Source organism: Pontibacterium sp. (assembly GCF_964228735.1).
Classification (GTDB): domain Bacteria; phylum Pseudomonadota; class Gammaproteobacteria; order Pseudomonadales; family Balneatricaceae; genus Pontibacterium.
Window position 1 is genome coordinate 1 of the sequence record NZ_CAXRBQ010000042.1, and the last position, 15,801, is coordinate 15,801.

15 protein-coding genes are annotated in these 15,801 nt (G+C 51.8%); 3 read left to right on the plus strand and 12 right to left on the minus strand.

Going from position 1 to position 15,801, the window contains the following annotated elements; all coding sequences use genetic code 11:
• Positions 1-250: 250 nt before the first annotated feature.
• The 4 genes from ACEQ15_RS04290 to ACEQ15_RS04305 form a co-directional block, all read right to left on the minus strand.
• Positions 251-694: a hypothetical protein gene (locus tag ACEQ15_RS04290; protein WP_370277822.1), complete on the minus strand. Its 444-nt coding sequence runs from the start codon at positions 692-694 to the stop codon at positions 251-253.
• Positions 695-754: 60 nt separating this feature from the next.
• On the minus strand, positions 755-1,324 hold the full coding sequence (locus ACEQ15_RS04295) for an NUDIX hydrolase (RefSeq protein ID WP_370277823.1): 570 nt from the start codon (positions 1,322-1,324) through the stop codon (positions 755-757).
• 116 nt (positions 1,325-1,440) lie between these two features.
• Positions 1,441-2,181 (minus strand): DUF952 domain-containing protein, encoded by a 741-nt coding sequence (locus ACEQ15_RS04300; RefSeq protein WP_370277824.1) that lies wholly within the window; start codon positions 2,179-2,181, stop codon positions 1,441-1,443.
• Positions 2,182-2,260: 79 nt separating this feature from the next.
• Positions 2,261-2,611, minus strand: coding sequence for a DUF4019 domain-containing protein (locus ACEQ15_RS04305; RefSeq protein ID WP_370277825.1), 351 nt, complete (start codon positions 2,609-2,611; stop codon positions 2,261-2,263).
• A 163-nt stretch (positions 2,612-2,774) separates the two neighbouring features.
• On the opposite strand from ACEQ15_RS04305, the gene ACEQ15_RS04310 reads away from it, so the two are divergent.
• On the plus strand, positions 2,775-3,053 hold the full coding sequence (locus ACEQ15_RS04310; protein ID WP_370277826.1) for an HlyU family transcriptional regulator: 279 nt from the start codon (positions 2,775-2,777) through the stop codon (positions 3,051-3,053).
• Positions 3,054-3,118: 65 nt separating this feature from the next.
• Here ACEQ15_RS04310 and ACEQ15_RS04315 read toward each other — a convergent pair whose 3' ends face one another.
• The 3 genes from ACEQ15_RS04315 to ACEQ15_RS04325 all read right to left on the minus strand — a co-directional run bounded on the left by ACEQ15_RS04315 (position 3,119) and on the right by ACEQ15_RS04325 (position 7,894).
• Complete coding sequence (locus ACEQ15_RS04315) at positions 3,119-3,742, minus strand: BRCT domain-containing protein (RefSeq protein WP_370277827.1); 624 nt, start codon at positions 3,740-3,742, stop codon at positions 3,119-3,121.
• 246 nt (positions 3,743-3,988) lie between these two features.
• Entirely contained in the window at positions 3,989-4,864 is an 876-nt protein-coding gene (locus ACEQ15_RS04320) for a DMT family transporter (RefSeq protein ID WP_370277828.1), read from the minus strand.
• A 51-nt stretch (positions 4,865-4,915) separates the two neighbouring features.
• Positions 4,916-7,894, minus strand: coding sequence for an MFS transporter (locus tag ACEQ15_RS04325; protein WP_370277829.1), 2,979 nt, complete (start codon positions 7,892-7,894; stop codon positions 4,916-4,918).
• A gap of 539 nt (positions 7,895-8,433) precedes the next feature.
• Between ACEQ15_RS04325 and ACEQ15_RS04330 the strand changes: the two genes are divergently transcribed.
• Positions 8,434-9,162 (plus strand): TSUP family transporter, encoded by a 729-nt coding sequence (locus ACEQ15_RS04330; protein WP_370277830.1) that lies wholly within the window; start codon positions 8,434-8,436, stop codon positions 9,160-9,162.
• A gap of 6 nt (positions 9,163-9,168) precedes the next feature.
• Here ACEQ15_RS04330 and ACEQ15_RS04335 read toward each other — a convergent pair whose 3' ends face one another.
• The 5 genes from ACEQ15_RS04335 to ACEQ15_RS04355 form a co-directional block, all read right to left on the minus strand.
• On the minus strand, positions 9,169-9,534 hold the full coding sequence (locus ACEQ15_RS04335) for a bacteriohemerythrin (RefSeq protein WP_370277831.1): 366 nt from the start codon (positions 9,532-9,534) through the stop codon (positions 9,169-9,171).
• 345 nt (positions 9,535-9,879) lie between these two features.
• Entirely contained in the window at positions 9,880-10,260 is a 381-nt protein-coding gene (locus ACEQ15_RS04340) for a RidA family protein (protein ID WP_370277832.1), read from the minus strand.
• A gap of 113 nt (positions 10,261-10,373) precedes the next feature.
• Positions 10,374-11,945, minus strand: a complete 1,572-nt coding sequence (locus tag ACEQ15_RS04345; protein WP_370277833.1) for a BCCT family transporter — start codon at positions 11,943-11,945, stop codon at positions 10,374-10,376.
• A 144-nt stretch (positions 11,946-12,089) separates the two neighbouring features.
• Positions 12,090-13,091: a dipeptidase gene (locus tag ACEQ15_RS04350; protein ID WP_370277834.1), complete on the minus strand. Its 1,002-nt coding sequence runs from the start codon at positions 13,089-13,091 to the stop codon at positions 12,090-12,092.
• A gap of 13 nt (positions 13,092-13,104) precedes the next feature.
• Positions 13,105-14,547: an aldehyde dehydrogenase family protein gene (locus tag ACEQ15_RS04355; protein ID WP_370277835.1), complete on the minus strand. Its 1,443-nt coding sequence runs from the start codon at positions 14,545-14,547 to the stop codon at positions 13,105-13,107.
• 142 nt (positions 14,548-14,689) lie between these two features.
• Between ACEQ15_RS04355 and ACEQ15_RS04360 the strand changes: the two genes are divergently transcribed.
• Positions 14,690-15,589, plus strand: a complete 900-nt coding sequence (locus ACEQ15_RS04360; protein ID WP_370277836.1) for a LysR family transcriptional regulator — start codon at positions 14,690-14,692, stop codon at positions 15,587-15,589.
• Positions 15,590-15,801: the final 212 nt, after the last annotated feature.

Consider the following 15,801-nt stretch of genomic DNA (forward strand, 5'->3'; position numbering starts at 1 on the left):
CCATTCAACAGGAATGTTTTGAGCAAATGTGCTCAGATCGGTAAATGAACTTAGCTCGTTAATATCGAGCAATGACTGTTGAAGAGGCACAAAAAAATCCGGTATTCGATGAGGAATACCGGATTTTGTGAAAGTGCTTAGATATTGGCAACTCTTAACCGAACAGCATTGCGGCAATTGCCGGGCTTTTTGTTGACGCGATCTAAACAGGTTGTGTTGGGCTTCGAATTACAAAACCACACTCTATCTTCTACTCCCCAGACCAGATCTCTAATGCACGAAACGCACTGTCAGCACAGAAACCATCGTCCAACTCTACACTGAAATCCAGAATCAGATACTCAAGAAAACGTGCGATGAATTTGCGTTGCTCTGGGGTACAGGCCTTGTAGTAGTCATTCGCCGGGCCGTCGTATTCCAGATGAAACAGGAACTGATCGATATACAACTCGTCCGCTATTGTCGCCAGACTCAAACGCACAAACGCAGGTGTATAGTAGATTTTACCTTCTGATGAACAGAAGCAGATTGGGTCCCACCCGGGGTGGCCCAACTCATCGATACCAATATGGTGGACATCGGTGTTACGTAACGTGTCATCATGCTCCGCACACTCACAACAGTGGCGGTAATCGGTAAAGTGCTCCGGCTTATCAGCCGCAAACAGTGTTTCAGCTTCTTTAACCCAGTCCATTACGTATCACGCTTCGAAAAACTAAAGTGTAGCTGACCGGATTAGGAGCCGAAGAATCGGTCATCGACACGGATCACCAAGTGACAGATGCCCATCTCTCATTGAGCTACGCAACGCCTTCGCTGCCCCACTCCAGATTCGCACCGTATGCCCCGGCCTGGATACCACCTCAACCCGTGGATCAGACAGGTCACTCTGCAATCCTTTGATCAATGCATCGTGAGACACCCACTGCCAGTTAAAGCGCTCCACATCACGGCAAACCCGACGCTCTTTGACCTGATCCGTTGTGACATAAGGCACTTCCGCGACGAAGTTGTAGTACCTGCCGGATTTACTCGGCCCCGTCAACGTCAGCTGGCCTATGAGCTCCTCTGAGAACACGCAGTTCGTCTCTTCCCGCAGTTCACGCAATGCCGTTTCTGAAGCGCTTTCGCCCTTTTTCGGACCTCCACCAAAAGCGCCCCACGCCAAGCGACGGGGGTGTGGGTCGAATGCCAGAAGGTACTGCGCGCCCGTGTCGGTGCAGGCGTATGGGGTTACTCCGGCATTAACGTTTTGTAGCCCATCTGCGGCCACTAACCCAGGAACAAAAGCCAGTGTCAGAACCAAGTTTCTAAGCTTTGTCATAGTGAGGTGTATTATCTGATAACGGATAAAAGTGCCTGAAAGCAATATACGAGAATGTGATGAAGGTTGTCAGAAAATGCTGAACACCCCATCATCCGCACTCGGATCGCTAGCACTTAGGTATTCAACGCCAGTTGGTAAACATTTTTGCCATCCACACGGGAGTGTTCTAATTGATGCACTTTCGCAACCGATGCGACCGGTAGGTTGGCAATATCAGCCAGCGGTTGCCACCAATCGTTCTGCTGGTCCGGCTTGACCCACTCGATCCGATCGGCAAAGGCAGTGATATCCACTTCAAGCACAACCGGACACTCTTCGGGCTCAAAATATCGAGCGACGATGGTCTCAACCGCTTCCGGCATATTCAGATGAATGCGGTTTCGAGTGTTATCATTTCCACACCGAGGCACCATGCCGGTTTCCTGTGCTTGCTCCCAAATCTCTGCTCGGATTACACGATACAGCGTCCGCACGTTCGGAGGAGAGGCGTTCAAAGACTGACTTGGGAAAGAGACTTCCAGAACGACACACTCCTCTTCACAGAGAAATGGTCCATGCAATTCACCCGGAGGACGGCTAGCAAAGTGCCCTGCCTCAAGCCACATATCAAACGCGGCATCATACAACCGACCAGACACGATATAGATCTCTTCGGGATAATCGTGTGACTTAGCCCCAAATGCTTTGGTATCCGCGCCCGCTTTAAAACGGGTTAACCGGGTGTAGTCACCGGTGTTCTCATCAATCGCCAGGGTTAGTTCATCAAGCATGCCGTCGGTGCCGGGAATCGGCTGCCACTCACCTGCATTCTCCGAATTAAGAACGTTCCAATAGGTTGCTGTGGTTTTTGTCATAAATCTCTTCCTTGGAATTAATTACGTTAGAAACAGGCGCGATAACACCTAAATCTAACGATCACTCAACATCAAAGCGCTATTTGATAAAGTAGCCAACCACCGCCCAGCGACCATCCGGTTGTTTTTGATTGGTCACCGATTCGATTACACCCGGCTTGTTTTCGAAGTTGGTCACAAAGGTGACGATCACGTATTCACCGCTGGGGATATCTGAGGGTGGTGTGTACCCCTGTGCGTCATCAACAGTTCTGGAGAGCACAGCGCCTAAAGGACCTCTGGCTTGGGAAAACTGCTTTTCCCAGTCGCGGCAGCTGATTTGAGTCTGAAAATAGGGACTGGCAGCAAGCCAGGACTCAGAAGAGCTCTCATGATCCGTAATCTTTAGCCAATCTTCCGAGTTGCTAACAGCTTCTGAAAATTTCGTCATAATCTTCTCCCTTGATTGTGACTTTCACAGATCACGACTCTGCCACACAAAGCAGGTCGTACACTGGTTAGAGCTTCTGTTATTCCATAGAAACCCTAGCCTAAGATAAGATGGTGTTAGAAGCTAATTTAAGCCCACTTAACCTGATTACACAGGACGTTGTATGAGTCTTTTTTCTTCTCTTAAATCAATTTTTTCCGGTGGCGAAGCCAAGCCCAAAGAACCTGAGGCGATGCCATCTGTAGAGTACAACGGCTTTACCATCACCCCCGCCCCAGTTCAGGAAGATACCGGCTTTCGTATAAACGGAACCATCACCAAGGGTGACCAGACTCACATATTTATCCGCGCTGATACTTTGCCTAGCGCCGACAGCTGCGCGCAGGAAATGATCCGAAAAGCGAAACAGATGATCGATCAGCAAGGAGATCGGATTTTTTGATCCAGAGCTAAGCTGAGGTACAACACCGACGATACCGGCACAGCGTTGCTGTGTCCGGAGTATTTCTAGGCTAGCTTTTCTGACGACAAACCGCTTTCAATCAACCAGTGTTCTTCAGTTAGGATCACAATCGGCAAGCCTGAATCACGGTATTCCATAGCTTTTTCAATTTTTCGCCCAAAACTCTCATGTATCCAACTATCCGTAACGTACGTACCCAGTACTAGATAATTAAGCTTTTTAGTCACACTTTTGGCATTAACACCGCCTAATGCTTCTATCGCGGATTGGCAATCTTTTCTTGTTCCGTAAGCACAAGTCCCGGTAAACAAAAAAGACCGACCTTCGAATTCAACCTTTGGGGGCGGAGAACAGATAGGTAGTGTCGAGGTTTTTGATAGTTCTCCTATTTCTGCTTTCTCACCAGAAATACTATGTAGAATACTCAATAGCTCTTTAGATTCTTCCGAATCCAAAATTCCATCGTCAAGCATTTCACCAACCTTATTTAGAAGGTTAATGATAATCGGATTCTGAGTTTGACTGTTTTGTACCAACCATCCCTGCAGAAATTCCGCTTCAGCCTGATCTACAGCGCCATTCGCAGTAATTCCTTTGCTAAGACCTATAAGGGTATCAACCTGACGGTCTTGAATACCCTTTCGATTAAACTGCGTAAAAATATCCATATATCACTCCTTGCTTTTTAGGGTTAAAACTAGCAGCTCAATAGCGGTAATACAGATCGATGAACGAGCTTAAAAGCGTTCTTCCAGAAATACACGACCACTTTCCTATCCCTGAAATGCGTCAGCGTTTGTTGGTTGTTGCGCTTGGGTTAACCCCAAGCACGTTCCCTTTTGATGATCGATAGTGCAGTAATTAGGAAGGAAACACCAGCTTCGAAAAGACCGGCGTTGATATAGATTCAGATGCTAGCTTGAGGATACGTCAGCAGCCAGACGCTTGTTTCTTCGCCACTGAAACACCCCATGTATCAACAAGGTACTGACCACTACAACACCACCCTGAATCGCTTGGGTAGATGGGACTTCATCCAGGAAGATCCAGGTCCAGAGGGGTCCGGTTGCCGTTTCAAGAAGCATCAGCATACCCACTTCTGCCGCAGGTATTCGAGTTGGACCAAGGGTAATCAGGATAAAAGCGAGCGGCACCACAACGAAACAGAGCAGTACCATCCAGCCCCATGCGGCACCTTGCAGGTTGAATGGCGAACCGAGCACCAGGCTGACTGCCGCAATCATCAACCCAGACGTAATCAATGCCGGTGTCATATCGCGGTGTGAACAGGCGCGATCGTTCACGAACTTACCTGCCAGCATCAGCGCTACGCCCAGTGCCAGGAAGTCACCGAGTAAGCTTGGGCTATTCCATGAGCCGGCCAGCACCCAGAAGATAGCGCCCATACAGATCACAATCGCAATCCAGGTGATGGGCGGCGATTTCTCACCGAGAAAAATGCGGGACATGATGGCGGCAAAGAGTGGCTGGGCGCAGATGATCACCAGCACATTGGCTACCGAGGTGAGATTAACAGCAGAGACAAAAAAGATCGCGTTAACCGCAAACAGCACGGCAGAACGGATAAAGGCCGCATCGAAGCTGAACAGTGGCTGGTCCGGTTTTCGCACACGACACCAGATCAGTACCGCCACGCTCAGCAATATACCGCGCCAAAACAGCAGGTCGAAGGACTCGGAATGGATCAGTCGGATCAGGAGAGCATCGAAGCTGAGTACCAGTACGCCCAACGCGGTGAGCGTAAATCCTTTCATGTACTCAGTTTTCAATACTTCTACTCCTGATCCAACTTAGGGGATGTGTATTACCGCAGCTAGCGATTAGTCCGGCTTGCGTTCGCTATCTGCCTGCTCGTCAAAGTCTTCTGGCTTTTCGTCGAGGCCCATCATCCACTCCTCTTCCTTAGCCTCTTCGCCTTCACTGATCGCATCCACGACATCGGATGCGGCTTCAGGGATGGACTCAACAACAGCAACCGCCACATCCATCGCATTGTCTGGCGAAACTTCGGACAGGCGCTGAACCAGCTCGACAGCCGCTTCATGGAATGTTTCGTCGTCTTCGTCTTCGGTTACCTGCTCAGAGTCGTCCTGCAGATCGCCTGGAACATCAGCTTCATATTCTTCAGATTCGTCCAGCTCAGCAGCATCACTCATGGAGCTTGCGACCTCAGCCGCAACCGACGCCGCAGAATCTGGCTCGGCCTCAACAACTGCGACAGCTACGTCTACCGCCTGATCTGGCGCTACTTCAGACAGACGCTGGACCAGCTCGACTGCAGCTTCGTAGGTCTCCTCAGATTCATCTTCAGAAGCATCGCTATCCGTATCAGATGTCGCTGACTCTTCAGATTGCCCCGGCTCTTTATCCAGTTCAGTCTCTTCTTCCGTTTCACCCCAGGTACTGGCCACTTCGGATGCTACTACGGCAGCCACTTCAGGCTCTGCTTCTACAACGGCAACCGCAACGTCAACCGCCTGCTCAGGTGCTACTTCAGACAAACGTTGCACCAACTCTACAGCCGCTTCCTGAAGTTCTTCTGAAGATTCTTCTTCCGTGGAATCCTCCGCCACATCTGCAACCTCATCGGTAGTGTTAGCAGAAGACTGATCAGTAGACTCATCCAGTGCCTCCTCATCAGAATCGCTCCAGGTGCTTGCAACTTCGGATGCTACAGCCGCCGCCACATCCGGCTCAGCTTCAACGACCGCTACCGCAACATCAACAGCCTGTTCCGGTGCAACTTCAGTGAGTCGTTGTACCAGTTCAACCGCACCCTGCTCGATCTCTTCCGCTGTCGGTTCTGCTGCTTCCGGCTCGAACTCTACTTCTGGCTGTTCTGGTTCGAGATCTTCTTTACGACCAAATTCAGCCCGACGCAGGTATGCCTCTTCCAACTCCTCCAGAGATGATCCCTGCTTCTGCTGATCACCCAGATCCACTTCCGCTGCTGCAGCCAGTAGATCACGGTTGAGGTACTCTTGCGCGACTGAAGCTGCAGTTTCTGGTACCGCATCTACGAAAGTCGCTGCAACGTCCAGGGCCTGGTCAGGAGCCACATCCCAAAGTTCTGCGGCAATATGCACTGCATCTTCTTCACTGGTATCATCTTCACGGTCTGCCGGACGCAGGTTTTCACGCTCTTCAGCCAGAACATGCGCATAGTATTCCGCCACTTCCATTGCAGATTCCGGAGCAATTTCCGCAGCAATACGCGCCATTTCCACACGACTTTCCGGTAACGCACGTCCTACTTCCGCGGCAATGCTCACCACCTGCTCGGGATACCATTCAGCCAGTTTTGCCACCAGCTCACCCGCCAACTCAGGACGGGTAGTTACAATGGCATTCGTCACTTCCAGAATCTGATACGGCACGACATCTTTCATCGCTTCGTACAGGCTCAGGACGTTAATGTTTTCTACCTTAGCGACAGAACCAGCCAGCTCAACGGCCTGAAAGGGGTTACTTTTAGCGATTGCTTTCGCAACCTTCACCGCTTCAATCGGGTCGTATTCCGCCACCCCGATAACAGTCTCAGCCTCAGCACTGAGCGGCTGTTCACGCTCTACATATTCGGTACGCGGATCCAGGTCGACTGCAGCGGGAATTGCAGCGCCCTGCATAACGAAGCTTTCCTGTTTTTCGACCGGCAATGCTACGCGCATTCTCATGCGGTAAATAACAAACAGAGCCAACACGACCTGTATCACTGCCAGGAAATAGAACAGCGCGCTATTACCCAGTACTTTCATTACCAATGACGCACTGTAAGGACCGATAACACCACCCACAGAAAACGCCAGGATCATACTGCCCATCGCAGCAACCATCTCATTCTGACGCAACTTATCGAACGCCTCAGAGATACTAAGCGGATACGTACATGCGATGATCCCGCAGGTCACACCCGTGGCCGCAAAAACAGCCCAGATCAATCCCAACGGCGCCAAAATATTGATAAGCAGACAGCTAACAGCCGAAACCACCAGTAATCCAAGCAGTACCGTTCGGCGGTCAAATCGATCGGAGAGATACCCCACCGGGAACTGCAATAGGAAAGCCCCCAGGATCGCTGCACCCACATAAAGCGAGAGCTGGAAATCCACAATGCCATATTCTTTTGCGAACAGTGGCAAGAGGTTGAATGCCGCCGAGTAGATCAGACCGGACACCAGACAACTCACCACACCCAATGGCGATATTTTGAAGAGCGTCCACAGCGGCATCGGCGCAGCATCGTCTATCATTGGTCCTTTGTGACGACTCATCACGACCGGTACTACTGCAACACTGAGCAACACACCCGCGATCACAAACAGCGTTGTAGTGGCCGGATCAGCGAAGTTCATAAAGAACTGCCCAACGAACAGACCGGCCAGAACGACTGCGTTGTAGATAGCCAACACTTTACCGCGGGTGTCTTTAGTGGAAGCGTCACTCAACCAGCTTTCCATGGCTGCAAATGCACAAGCATTACAGAAGCCCAATACCAAGCGCATCGCGCCCCAGACATAGGCATCGGCAAACAGGCTGCAGACCAGCATACTGGCGCCGCCCAGCGATACACAGCCGGCAAACATGCGGATATGACCGGCCCGAACAATAAGGTGCTTACTGTAGATCGCGCCCAGCAACAGGCCTACGTAATAGAGGGATTGCACCAGACCGATCGCATCGGTGCTGATTCCGTCCAACTCCATTCGCACAGGCATCAGTACGTTCATCAGACCGTTCCCAAGGAACAGGATGAAACAGCTGATAAACAGCGATATTAACGATATAAAGGTCGCAGTCACGGCAACGTTCTCTACAGCAAAACGGCTCGTTCATCATCTCCTTCCCGGAAGACATAAACGATGGCCAAACGATTGTTACAGTTAAGTCCACCTGCGCGGTTTTCGAAACTCCGCAGGACTAAAAAACGACAAAAGCCGACAACTGTGGTCTCGGCCCTCAGATTCTGATGGCACGTGACGACGGCATATCGGCTAGTTTGTGTGTGGTGCTTATGGGCTGACGCTGCTCAATCTCGGCCAGCCAATCGAGCGGACTCGATCAATTTGCGTGCATGCTATTGAAGAAATTCCACAAAATCAAAGGATTTTTTGCATGATTTTTGAGCGGTTAATTGATCATGAAATCGGGTAAAACGCTTCAGTAAAAAATACCGCTACAACCAATCAAGTTGGCGCGATAATGTAAGTTTAATAAGTAGTTTTGTGATAATAAATCGCGCATTAGCATATCTGATTGGTCGATTAGATTAACTCATTGCACGCGTGTAGCGGGACGCTGGATAATCCAGGCTCCGATACCTCTCTGATACGATCTACCGATGTTATCCGATCCCCTTTTTCTGTCTATCGCCCTACTTTCCGTCGCACTGGGTGCAGCACTGCAAAGCCTGACGGGCATCGGTATGGCGGTTGTGGCCGCGCCTATTCTGATTCTGATCGAACCGGCCTTTCTGCCTGCGCCTATTCTGTCGCTTGGCTGTGCACTGTGCATTCTGAATACCGTTCGCAATCGGCAGAGCCTTCACGCCGGCAATATTCGTCTGGCGCTGTACGGACGTTTTCCAGGGGTACTTGCAGGCATCCCCCTCCTCGCACTATTGCCACAGCCGCTTCTAATGATTGGCTTTGCGCTTTTGATCATCTTTTCGGTACTTCTCAGCTATCGCAGGGTTCAGCTACACCAGACGCCACGCAATCTGGTCATCGCTGGGTTCTTCTCGGGGATGATGGGCACAACAACATCGGTGGGTGGGCCAGCAATCGCACTGGTGTACCAAAACAGCTCACCTCAACAGGCGCGTGCCGAACTTGGCTTTTACTTTCTAGTCGGTACTCTGATGTCGCTGAGTATGCTGGGACTGTCCGGACAGATCTCTGCGCAGCAGGTATCACTCACCCTGCAGATGCTTCCGGCGGTGCTGGTGGGATTTTTAGGATCGATCTGGCTGGACCGGTATTTCAAGGCAAACTACCTGAAACCGGTGATCGCGCTGTTATCGCTCGGCTCCAGCGCGCTGATTCTCTGGCGTGCAATTGCGCAGATATAAACAGGGTTACTTAACGCTGGATTCCATAATAAAGCGCTCCAGCTTTTTGTCTGTGCCCAGCACGTGCCGCTTGAGCCACTCCCGCAGGAACAGTGACAGGCTCTGCCGCAGATCTTCATCGTAGGTTTCGTGTTCTTCCAGCATGGTCGCCAGCTCACGACGAAACTTATCGTGGGCCGCTTTGTGGGTATCTCGATCAGGGTACTCCAGTGTCTCCATGTACTGCTCTTCCAACATGAAGTGATACTCCGCGTAATCGTTCAACTTCTTAAATACGCTGCTATCTACGTTGCACTCCTTGATCTGATCGATCAGGCGAAACAGCTGCTGATGCTGCGTATCCTGCCAGATCACATCGCTTGTTTTTTGCATGATGACCGAACTCCATTTGGGTTCTTTTCATTCGACTTATCTGATAAGCGTAAGTGCCCGATTGAGAGGGGGCCAGAGTGATTAAAGTGTGGCGTGACGAGGATCAGGAGAACGCGGTTTAGGTGCAGTTTTAAATTGTCGCCCTCAGAGCGGGCTGCTACGGAGATGGAAGCTTATGTAGGGTAGCCTTCAGGCTACCGGCAGTCTGAAGACTGCCCTACAAAATGCCTACTTAACCGGCAATGAAACCGCCCTCAAAACACAAAAAGCCGGCACTAAGGCCGGCTCAAGGTTTCACTGGGAGGGACAGTTCCCGAAACCATTCCAGAATGGGGAATCCTGAAATCAGGCTTGTGGTACCGCTGCATATGCAACGATCTCACACAACATCTCTTCACGTGCCAGACCGGCAACGATCATCGCTGCGCGGTTCGGGTACGGTGCTTCGAAGTATTCAGCGTATACCTTATTGAATACCGGCAGCTGGGAGCGATCGGTCACGTAGATCAGTACCTGAGTCACGTCGTCCATGGTCAGCTCTGCCGCTTCGATGGTGTGCTTGAAGTTTTCCATGGTTTGACGCGCCTGCGCTTCGATACCACCCTCAACTACGTTGCCTTCTGCATCGATAGGGATTTGTGCAGTAGACAGTGTGCCGTTGGCGATGATCGCCCACTCCAGAGGAGCTTTAGACGCAAACAAGTCAGTTTTAACTGGTTTTTTCATAGGAATATTCAACGTTTAACTAAAAGAACAAAAAGAAGATTTGGAGCTGCGCTGCCACACGGCCCCGTCAGAGCGCGATGTGTGGCAGCGTTTCAGAGGATTGAGCCAGCGTCTTACAGACCCTGCTCGTCAGCCATCTTGTTGGCGATCTGCGGTGCGGTCCACAGAGATGGCAGCAGCACCAGAGATACCGGTACGGCAGTCACCACGATAAAGGACTGCAGTGCAGAGATACCACCGGAGCCGATAGAGATCAGGATTGCCGCCATCAGACCCATCATCACACCCCAGAAAACACGTACGCCAGTCTGCGGGTGGTCGGTACCGGTCATTACCATGGATACCGCGTAGGTCATGGAGTCACCGGTAGTCGCTACGAAGATCGTAGTCAGGATCAGGAACAGCACAGAGATCAGGAAGCCCATCGGCAGCTGCTCTGTGATCGCCAGCAGTGCCGCCGGCAGGTTGAAGCCTGTGAACGGCTCGGAGATCACACCTGGGTTGCTCAGCTCGAAAGACAGACCTGCGCCACCGACGATGGTGAACCAGAAGCACGTGATGATCGGCGCAACAACAGAGATCAGCAGTACCATTTCACGGATCGTACGACCACGGGAGATACGCGCTACGAACATCGCCATCAGCGGACCGTAACCCAGGAACCAGCCCCAGAAGAACACAGTCCACCAGTCCAGCCAACCTGGGCTAGCACGGAAAGTTGCCATTGGGATGAACTCGTTCAGGTAGATACCGAAAGAGTGCAGGTAACCATCGATGATGAAGCTGGTTGGACCGAATACCAGGATGAACAGCATCAGGGCAACCGCCAGGAACACGTTTGCACGGCTCAGGATCTGGATCCCACGGTTCACACCACTTACTGCGGACACGGTGTACAGGCCAATCAGACCAACCAGGATCAGTACCTGTGTAGTGTAGGTATTCGGGATACCGAACAGTTTTTCCAGACCGAAGCTCACCTGCAGACCCAGGAAGCCGATTGGACCTACGGTACCTGCAACGACAGCCAGTACACAGCTGGAGTCAACGATCGCACCCAGTGGGCCTTTCATCACACGGTCACCCAGCACCGGGTACAGCAGTGTACGTGGTTTCAGCGGCAAACCTTTTTCGTAGTGCAGGTACATGAATACGATACCTGTCAGGCTGCCCAGAATCGCCCACGCCAGGAAGCCCCAGTGCATAAAGCTCTGTGCCAGTGCGTTGTATGCGGCCTGTACAGTGCCGGTTTCAGCGCCTTCACCTGCGAACAGTGGTGGAGGAGAGGTAAAGTGTGCCATCGGCTCTGCAGCCGCCCAGAACACACCGCCACCCGCCAGCAGCGTACACATGATGATGGAGATCCACTGGAAGGTTGAAATATCAGGCGTTTTGGTACCGCCCATAACCACCGCGCCTGTACGACCCACCGTCAGGAACAGACCAATAATGAAGGTCAGCAGCAACAGCACCTGCCAGTAGGCACCGAACAATTTTGTAGACATACCGAATGCCGCGTTCACCCAGCCTGACACCATCTCGATGTCATACAATGCAAACGCTGCGAACAGTGCGAGTACACCTCCACTGATCAGGAACACGGGCATATCCACGCCTGACAGCAGTGATTTGTTTGGCATTTCCATCTCCGTAGTAGAAGTGGCTGCCTGAGTAGTTGTATTCATATTAGTCTCCTGACGGGGCTCTTATATTTATGATTTCTCAGTCAGAGTGCTTTGGAACCTGCGCAGCAACCCGGTGCACCAGAGGCACTGCGCAGTTTTCCAGTTTCGGTATAAACCGGTATTAAATGAGTACTTCGGGGTGAATCAACGCTGTGGCCGCAGCGCATCATCCAGGAAATTCAGCCAGTTCAGGCCCATGATTTTTGCCACTTCCGCATCACTGAAGCCGCGTGCCTGCAGGCCGGCTGTGATGTTCGGGAAATCCCGGCTGTCACGGAACCATGACAGTGGACGTGGCCAGTCCGCATTGGACTTGGAGCCTTCACCGTAATCTTTCTCTTTCGACCAGCGACCGTTGCGCATCCACTCAAGGACAGACAGTGGCTGATCCTGGCACAAGTCGGTACCGATACCGATGCGGTCTACGCCCATCAGGTCAGCCGTGCTGGCCACCATGTCGCAGAACTCTTCCAGGGTGCAGTCAGGACCGTTCTTCAGGTGGAACGGGTAGAGACTGAAGCCCAGCAGGCCGCCGGATTCGCCCAGTGCTTTCAGCACGGTATCGGACTTGTTACGTTTTGCCGGATGAAAGCTGGTTGGATTGGCGTGGGAGATCACAATCGGACGTTCCGACAGCTCAATCGCATCCAGCGTACTGCGTTCGCCGCTGTGGCTCATGTCCACAACCATGCCAACGCGGTTCATCTCTTGGATGACCTGTTTACCGAAGCGGGTTACACCGCTGTCTTCGGCTTCATAGCAACCACACGCCAGCAGGCTCTGGTTGTTGTAGGTCAGCTGCATGATCATCAGGTTCAACTCACGCATCACCTCAACCATGCCGATGTCATCTTCAATTGGAGAGCAGTTCTGCGCACCAAACAGGATGCCAACCTTGCCCTGTTCTTTAGCGCGGCGGATGTCGTCCGTGCTTTTTACCGGCATGATCAGATCTGGGTTGTTCTCGAAGTGGCGGTTCCACTCGGAGATACGCAGCAACGTTTCGCGAATCTGTTCGTGGTAAACGATGGTGACGTGCACCATCGTTACGCCACCTTCGCGCAGCTGTTCGAAGATCTGACGGTTCCAGTTGGAGTACTGGAGTCCGTCGACAACGATCAGCTCTTTATGCAGATTAGGGGTCATAGGCCTGCTCCGATTACGCACGCATGTATGTAGTTTTTACTACGGTGTAGAACTCTTTCGCGTACGTACCCTGTTCGCGTGGACCGAAGCTGGAATCTTTACGACCGCCAAACGGTACGTGGTAGTCAGTACCTGCGGTTGGCAGGTTCACCATCACACAACCAGTCTTGGCGTTGCGTTTGAAGTCAGTCGCGTACTTCAGGGACTCAGTGCAGATACCGCCGGTCAGACCGAAGTTGGTGTCGTTCAGAGTCGCCAGCGCTTCTTCGTAGTCCTTAACCTTGATTACACATGCGATTGGCGCGAATGCTTCTTCACGGTTGATGCGCATGTCGTTGGTGGTTCCGGTGAACAGCGCAGGCTGCATGTAGTAGCCTTCAGTCTCTTCTTTCAGGACTTCACCGCCGTATACCAGGTTGCCGCCTTCAGATTTAGCCAGCTCCAGGTATTCCAGGTTCTGTTCCATCTGACGGGCGTCAGCAACCGCACCGATGTGAACACCCTCTTTCAGTGGGTGACCCACTACCAGCTTCTTCATGCGCTCAACAACCGCTTCTACGAAACGATCGTGGATGCCTTCAGTCACGATCAGACGGGAAGATGCAGTACATTTCTGACCGGTACCACCGAATGCGCCGTTTACTGCACACTCAACTGCGTTATCCAGATCCGCATCGTCCAGAACAACCAGTGCGTTCTTAGAACCCATCTCCAGCTGGCATTTAACCAGGTTCACAGCAGCAGCAGCGGCTACTTTGCGACCGGTTTCCAGAGAGCCGGTGAAGGTCAGCGCGTTGATATCGCGGGAGTTGATCAGCACATCACCTACCTGAGAGCCCGGGCCCATTACCAGGTTGAAAGTGCCTGCCGGCAGACCCTGACGGGAGATGATCTCAGTCAGTGCCCATGCAGAAGCCGGAACCTGGTTTGCAGGTTTCCAAACAATTGCGTTACCGAAAGCCAGTGCTGGAGCAATTTTCCAAGCGCCTGTAGCGGTTGGGAAGTTCCAAGGTGTGATGATGCCGACAACACCTACAGGCTCACGGCGGGTTTCAATCTCTACACCCGGACGTACGGAATCAGCAGTTTCACCCATCTGACGCAGTACTTCAGCTGCGTAGTAGTGGAAGAACTGACCGGAACGGTAAGTCTCACCGACACCTTCCGCCAGGGTTTTACCTTCTTCACGGGCCAGAATCGCACCCAGCTCATCTTTGCGTGCGATCAGCTCATCACCGATTGCCATCAAAACGGAGTAACGCTGCTCCAGACCGCTCTTCTGCCACTCTTCCTGACCTTTCTGTGCAGCAGCGATAGCAGCTTCGGTCTGCGCCTTATCAGCCTGCGCGTAGTGACCGATTACATCACTGGTGTCGGCCGGGCTGATGTTTGCCACGGTACCTGTACCTTCTACCCACTCACCGGCGATGTAGTTACGAAAAACTGAATCAGACATATTTACCTCCACAAAGTTGATGGATTCATCTTATTGCGCATGATCTAATAATAAAAATTAATAAATAATATCCCGTGATAAGGTTCTTTTATCACTATGATTAAAGTGCCTGATATAGCGTTTGATAAGAGAGAGATCGCCCATGTTGCCCGAACTGAAGATCACCCAGCTAAGACACTTTGTATGGGTTGCAGAGCTAAAGGGATTTCACGCTGCAGCCGAAAAAGCGCACCGTACCCAGCCTGCTATCTCCCTGTCGATCAAGGATCTGGAGAACAAACTGGGTGAGCCTCTATTTGAGAAACGTAACGCCAAAGCAACCAATGCAGAGCTGACGCCCTTTGGGAAACACTTCCTGCCACAGGCCAAAGAGCTGATTGCACACCACGACCGGATTGCAAAAGACATGACACTGATGGCGGAACACAAGACCGGTCACCTACGGTTGGCTTCGGTACCGTCGATAGCCAGCCGCATGCTGCCAGAAATCCTCTCCAACTTTGTAGAGAACGCACCCGACCTGCATATCAGTTTCTACGACGATAACGCCGGTGCTGTTTTGAACATGGTGGAGAACCAGCAGGTGGACTTTGGTATCGCCAGCCTGTTGCATGCGGAAGAACACAGCGACAAGACCTTCACCCCGATCTGGGAAGATAACGTGGGCGTGGTATGCCGCACTGATCATCCCCTGGCGGAGTTTGATGAACTGCATTGGGAACAGTTACGCGAACATCGCCTGATCAGTAACGGTACGTCGCGCCTATTGGAAGGCTCGGAAGCGGAACCATTGCTGGGGCACTCGCAGTTTTACATCTCCAACATGATCTCGTTAGTGGCGATGTTGGAAGCGGGCATGGGGGTAACCACCCTGCCCTGGTTTGCCTTCCCGCAGGAGAGCACCAAGCTGAAGTTTATTCCGCTCACCACACCCAACGTGGTGCGCCGTATTGGCATAATCCGGATGAGTAACAAGTCGCTCACACCGGCTGCCGACTCATTGGTGCAGTTTATTTTGGAAAATAGCGGAGAGGCTGAATAGATCCACGCTTTTGTAGCAGCCCTCTCCGAGGGCGACATATTCCGAGCTTCAAAAGTGTCGCGGTCGGAGACCGCTTATATGGACCCGCCCGGTTTGGCAAATAGTGCTTTCGACGTTTAGAGGTAAGATGCACGCTTATATCCGGCTTCAGTATTGGACCTGTACACGGCCCTAGCCATTATGAGATGTGCACTCTCTTTCCAGATCTGCTA

Coding starts and splice junctions, on each gene's coding strand:
- ACEQ15_RS04295 (WP_370277823.1), bottom strand. CDS start 1,324: ATGACAAAGCTTAGAAACTTGGTTCTGACACTGGCTTTTGTTCCTGGG.
- ACEQ15_RS04360 (WP_370277836.1), top strand. CDS start 14,690: ATGTTGCCCGAACTGAAGATCACCCAGCTAAGACACTTTGTATGGGTT.
- ACEQ15_RS04315 (WP_370277827.1), bottom strand. CDS start 3,742: ATGGATATTTTTACGCAGTTTAATCGAAAGGGTATTCAAGACCGTCAG.
- ACEQ15_RS04350 (WP_370277834.1), bottom strand. CDS start 13,091: ATGACCCCTAATCTGCATAAAGAGCTGATCGTTGTCGACGGACTCCAG.
- ACEQ15_RS04310 (WP_370277826.1), top strand. CDS start 2,775: ATGAGTCTTTTTTCTTCTCTTAAATCAATTTTTTCCGGTGGCGAAGCC.
- ACEQ15_RS04340 (WP_370277832.1), bottom strand. CDS start 10,260: ATGAAAAAACCAGTTAAAACTGACTTGTTTGCGTCTAAAGCTCCTCTG.
- ACEQ15_RS04305 (WP_370277825.1), bottom strand. CDS start 2,611: ATGACGAAATTTTCAGAAGCTGTTAGCAACTCGGAAGATTGGCTAAAG.
- ACEQ15_RS04290 (WP_370277822.1), bottom strand. CDS start 694: ATGGACTGGGTTAAAGAAGCTGAAACACTGTTTGCGGCTGATAAGCCG.
- ACEQ15_RS04335 (WP_370277831.1), bottom strand. CDS start 9,534: ATGCAAAAAACAAGCGATGTGATCTGGCAGGATACGCAGCATCAGCAG.
- ACEQ15_RS04330 (WP_370277830.1), top strand. CDS start 8,434: ATGTTATCCGATCCCCTTTTTCTGTCTATCGCCCTACTTTCCGTCGCA.
- ACEQ15_RS04345 (WP_370277833.1), bottom strand. CDS start 11,945: ATGAATACAACTACTCAGGCAGCCACTTCTACTACGGAGATGGAAATG.
- ACEQ15_RS04355 (WP_370277835.1), bottom strand. CDS start 14,547: ATGTCTGATTCAGTTTTTCGTAACTACATCGCCGGTGAGTGGGTAGAA.
- ACEQ15_RS04300 (WP_370277824.1), bottom strand. CDS start 2,181: ATGACAAAAACCACAGCAACCTATTGGAACGTTCTTAATTCGGAGAAT.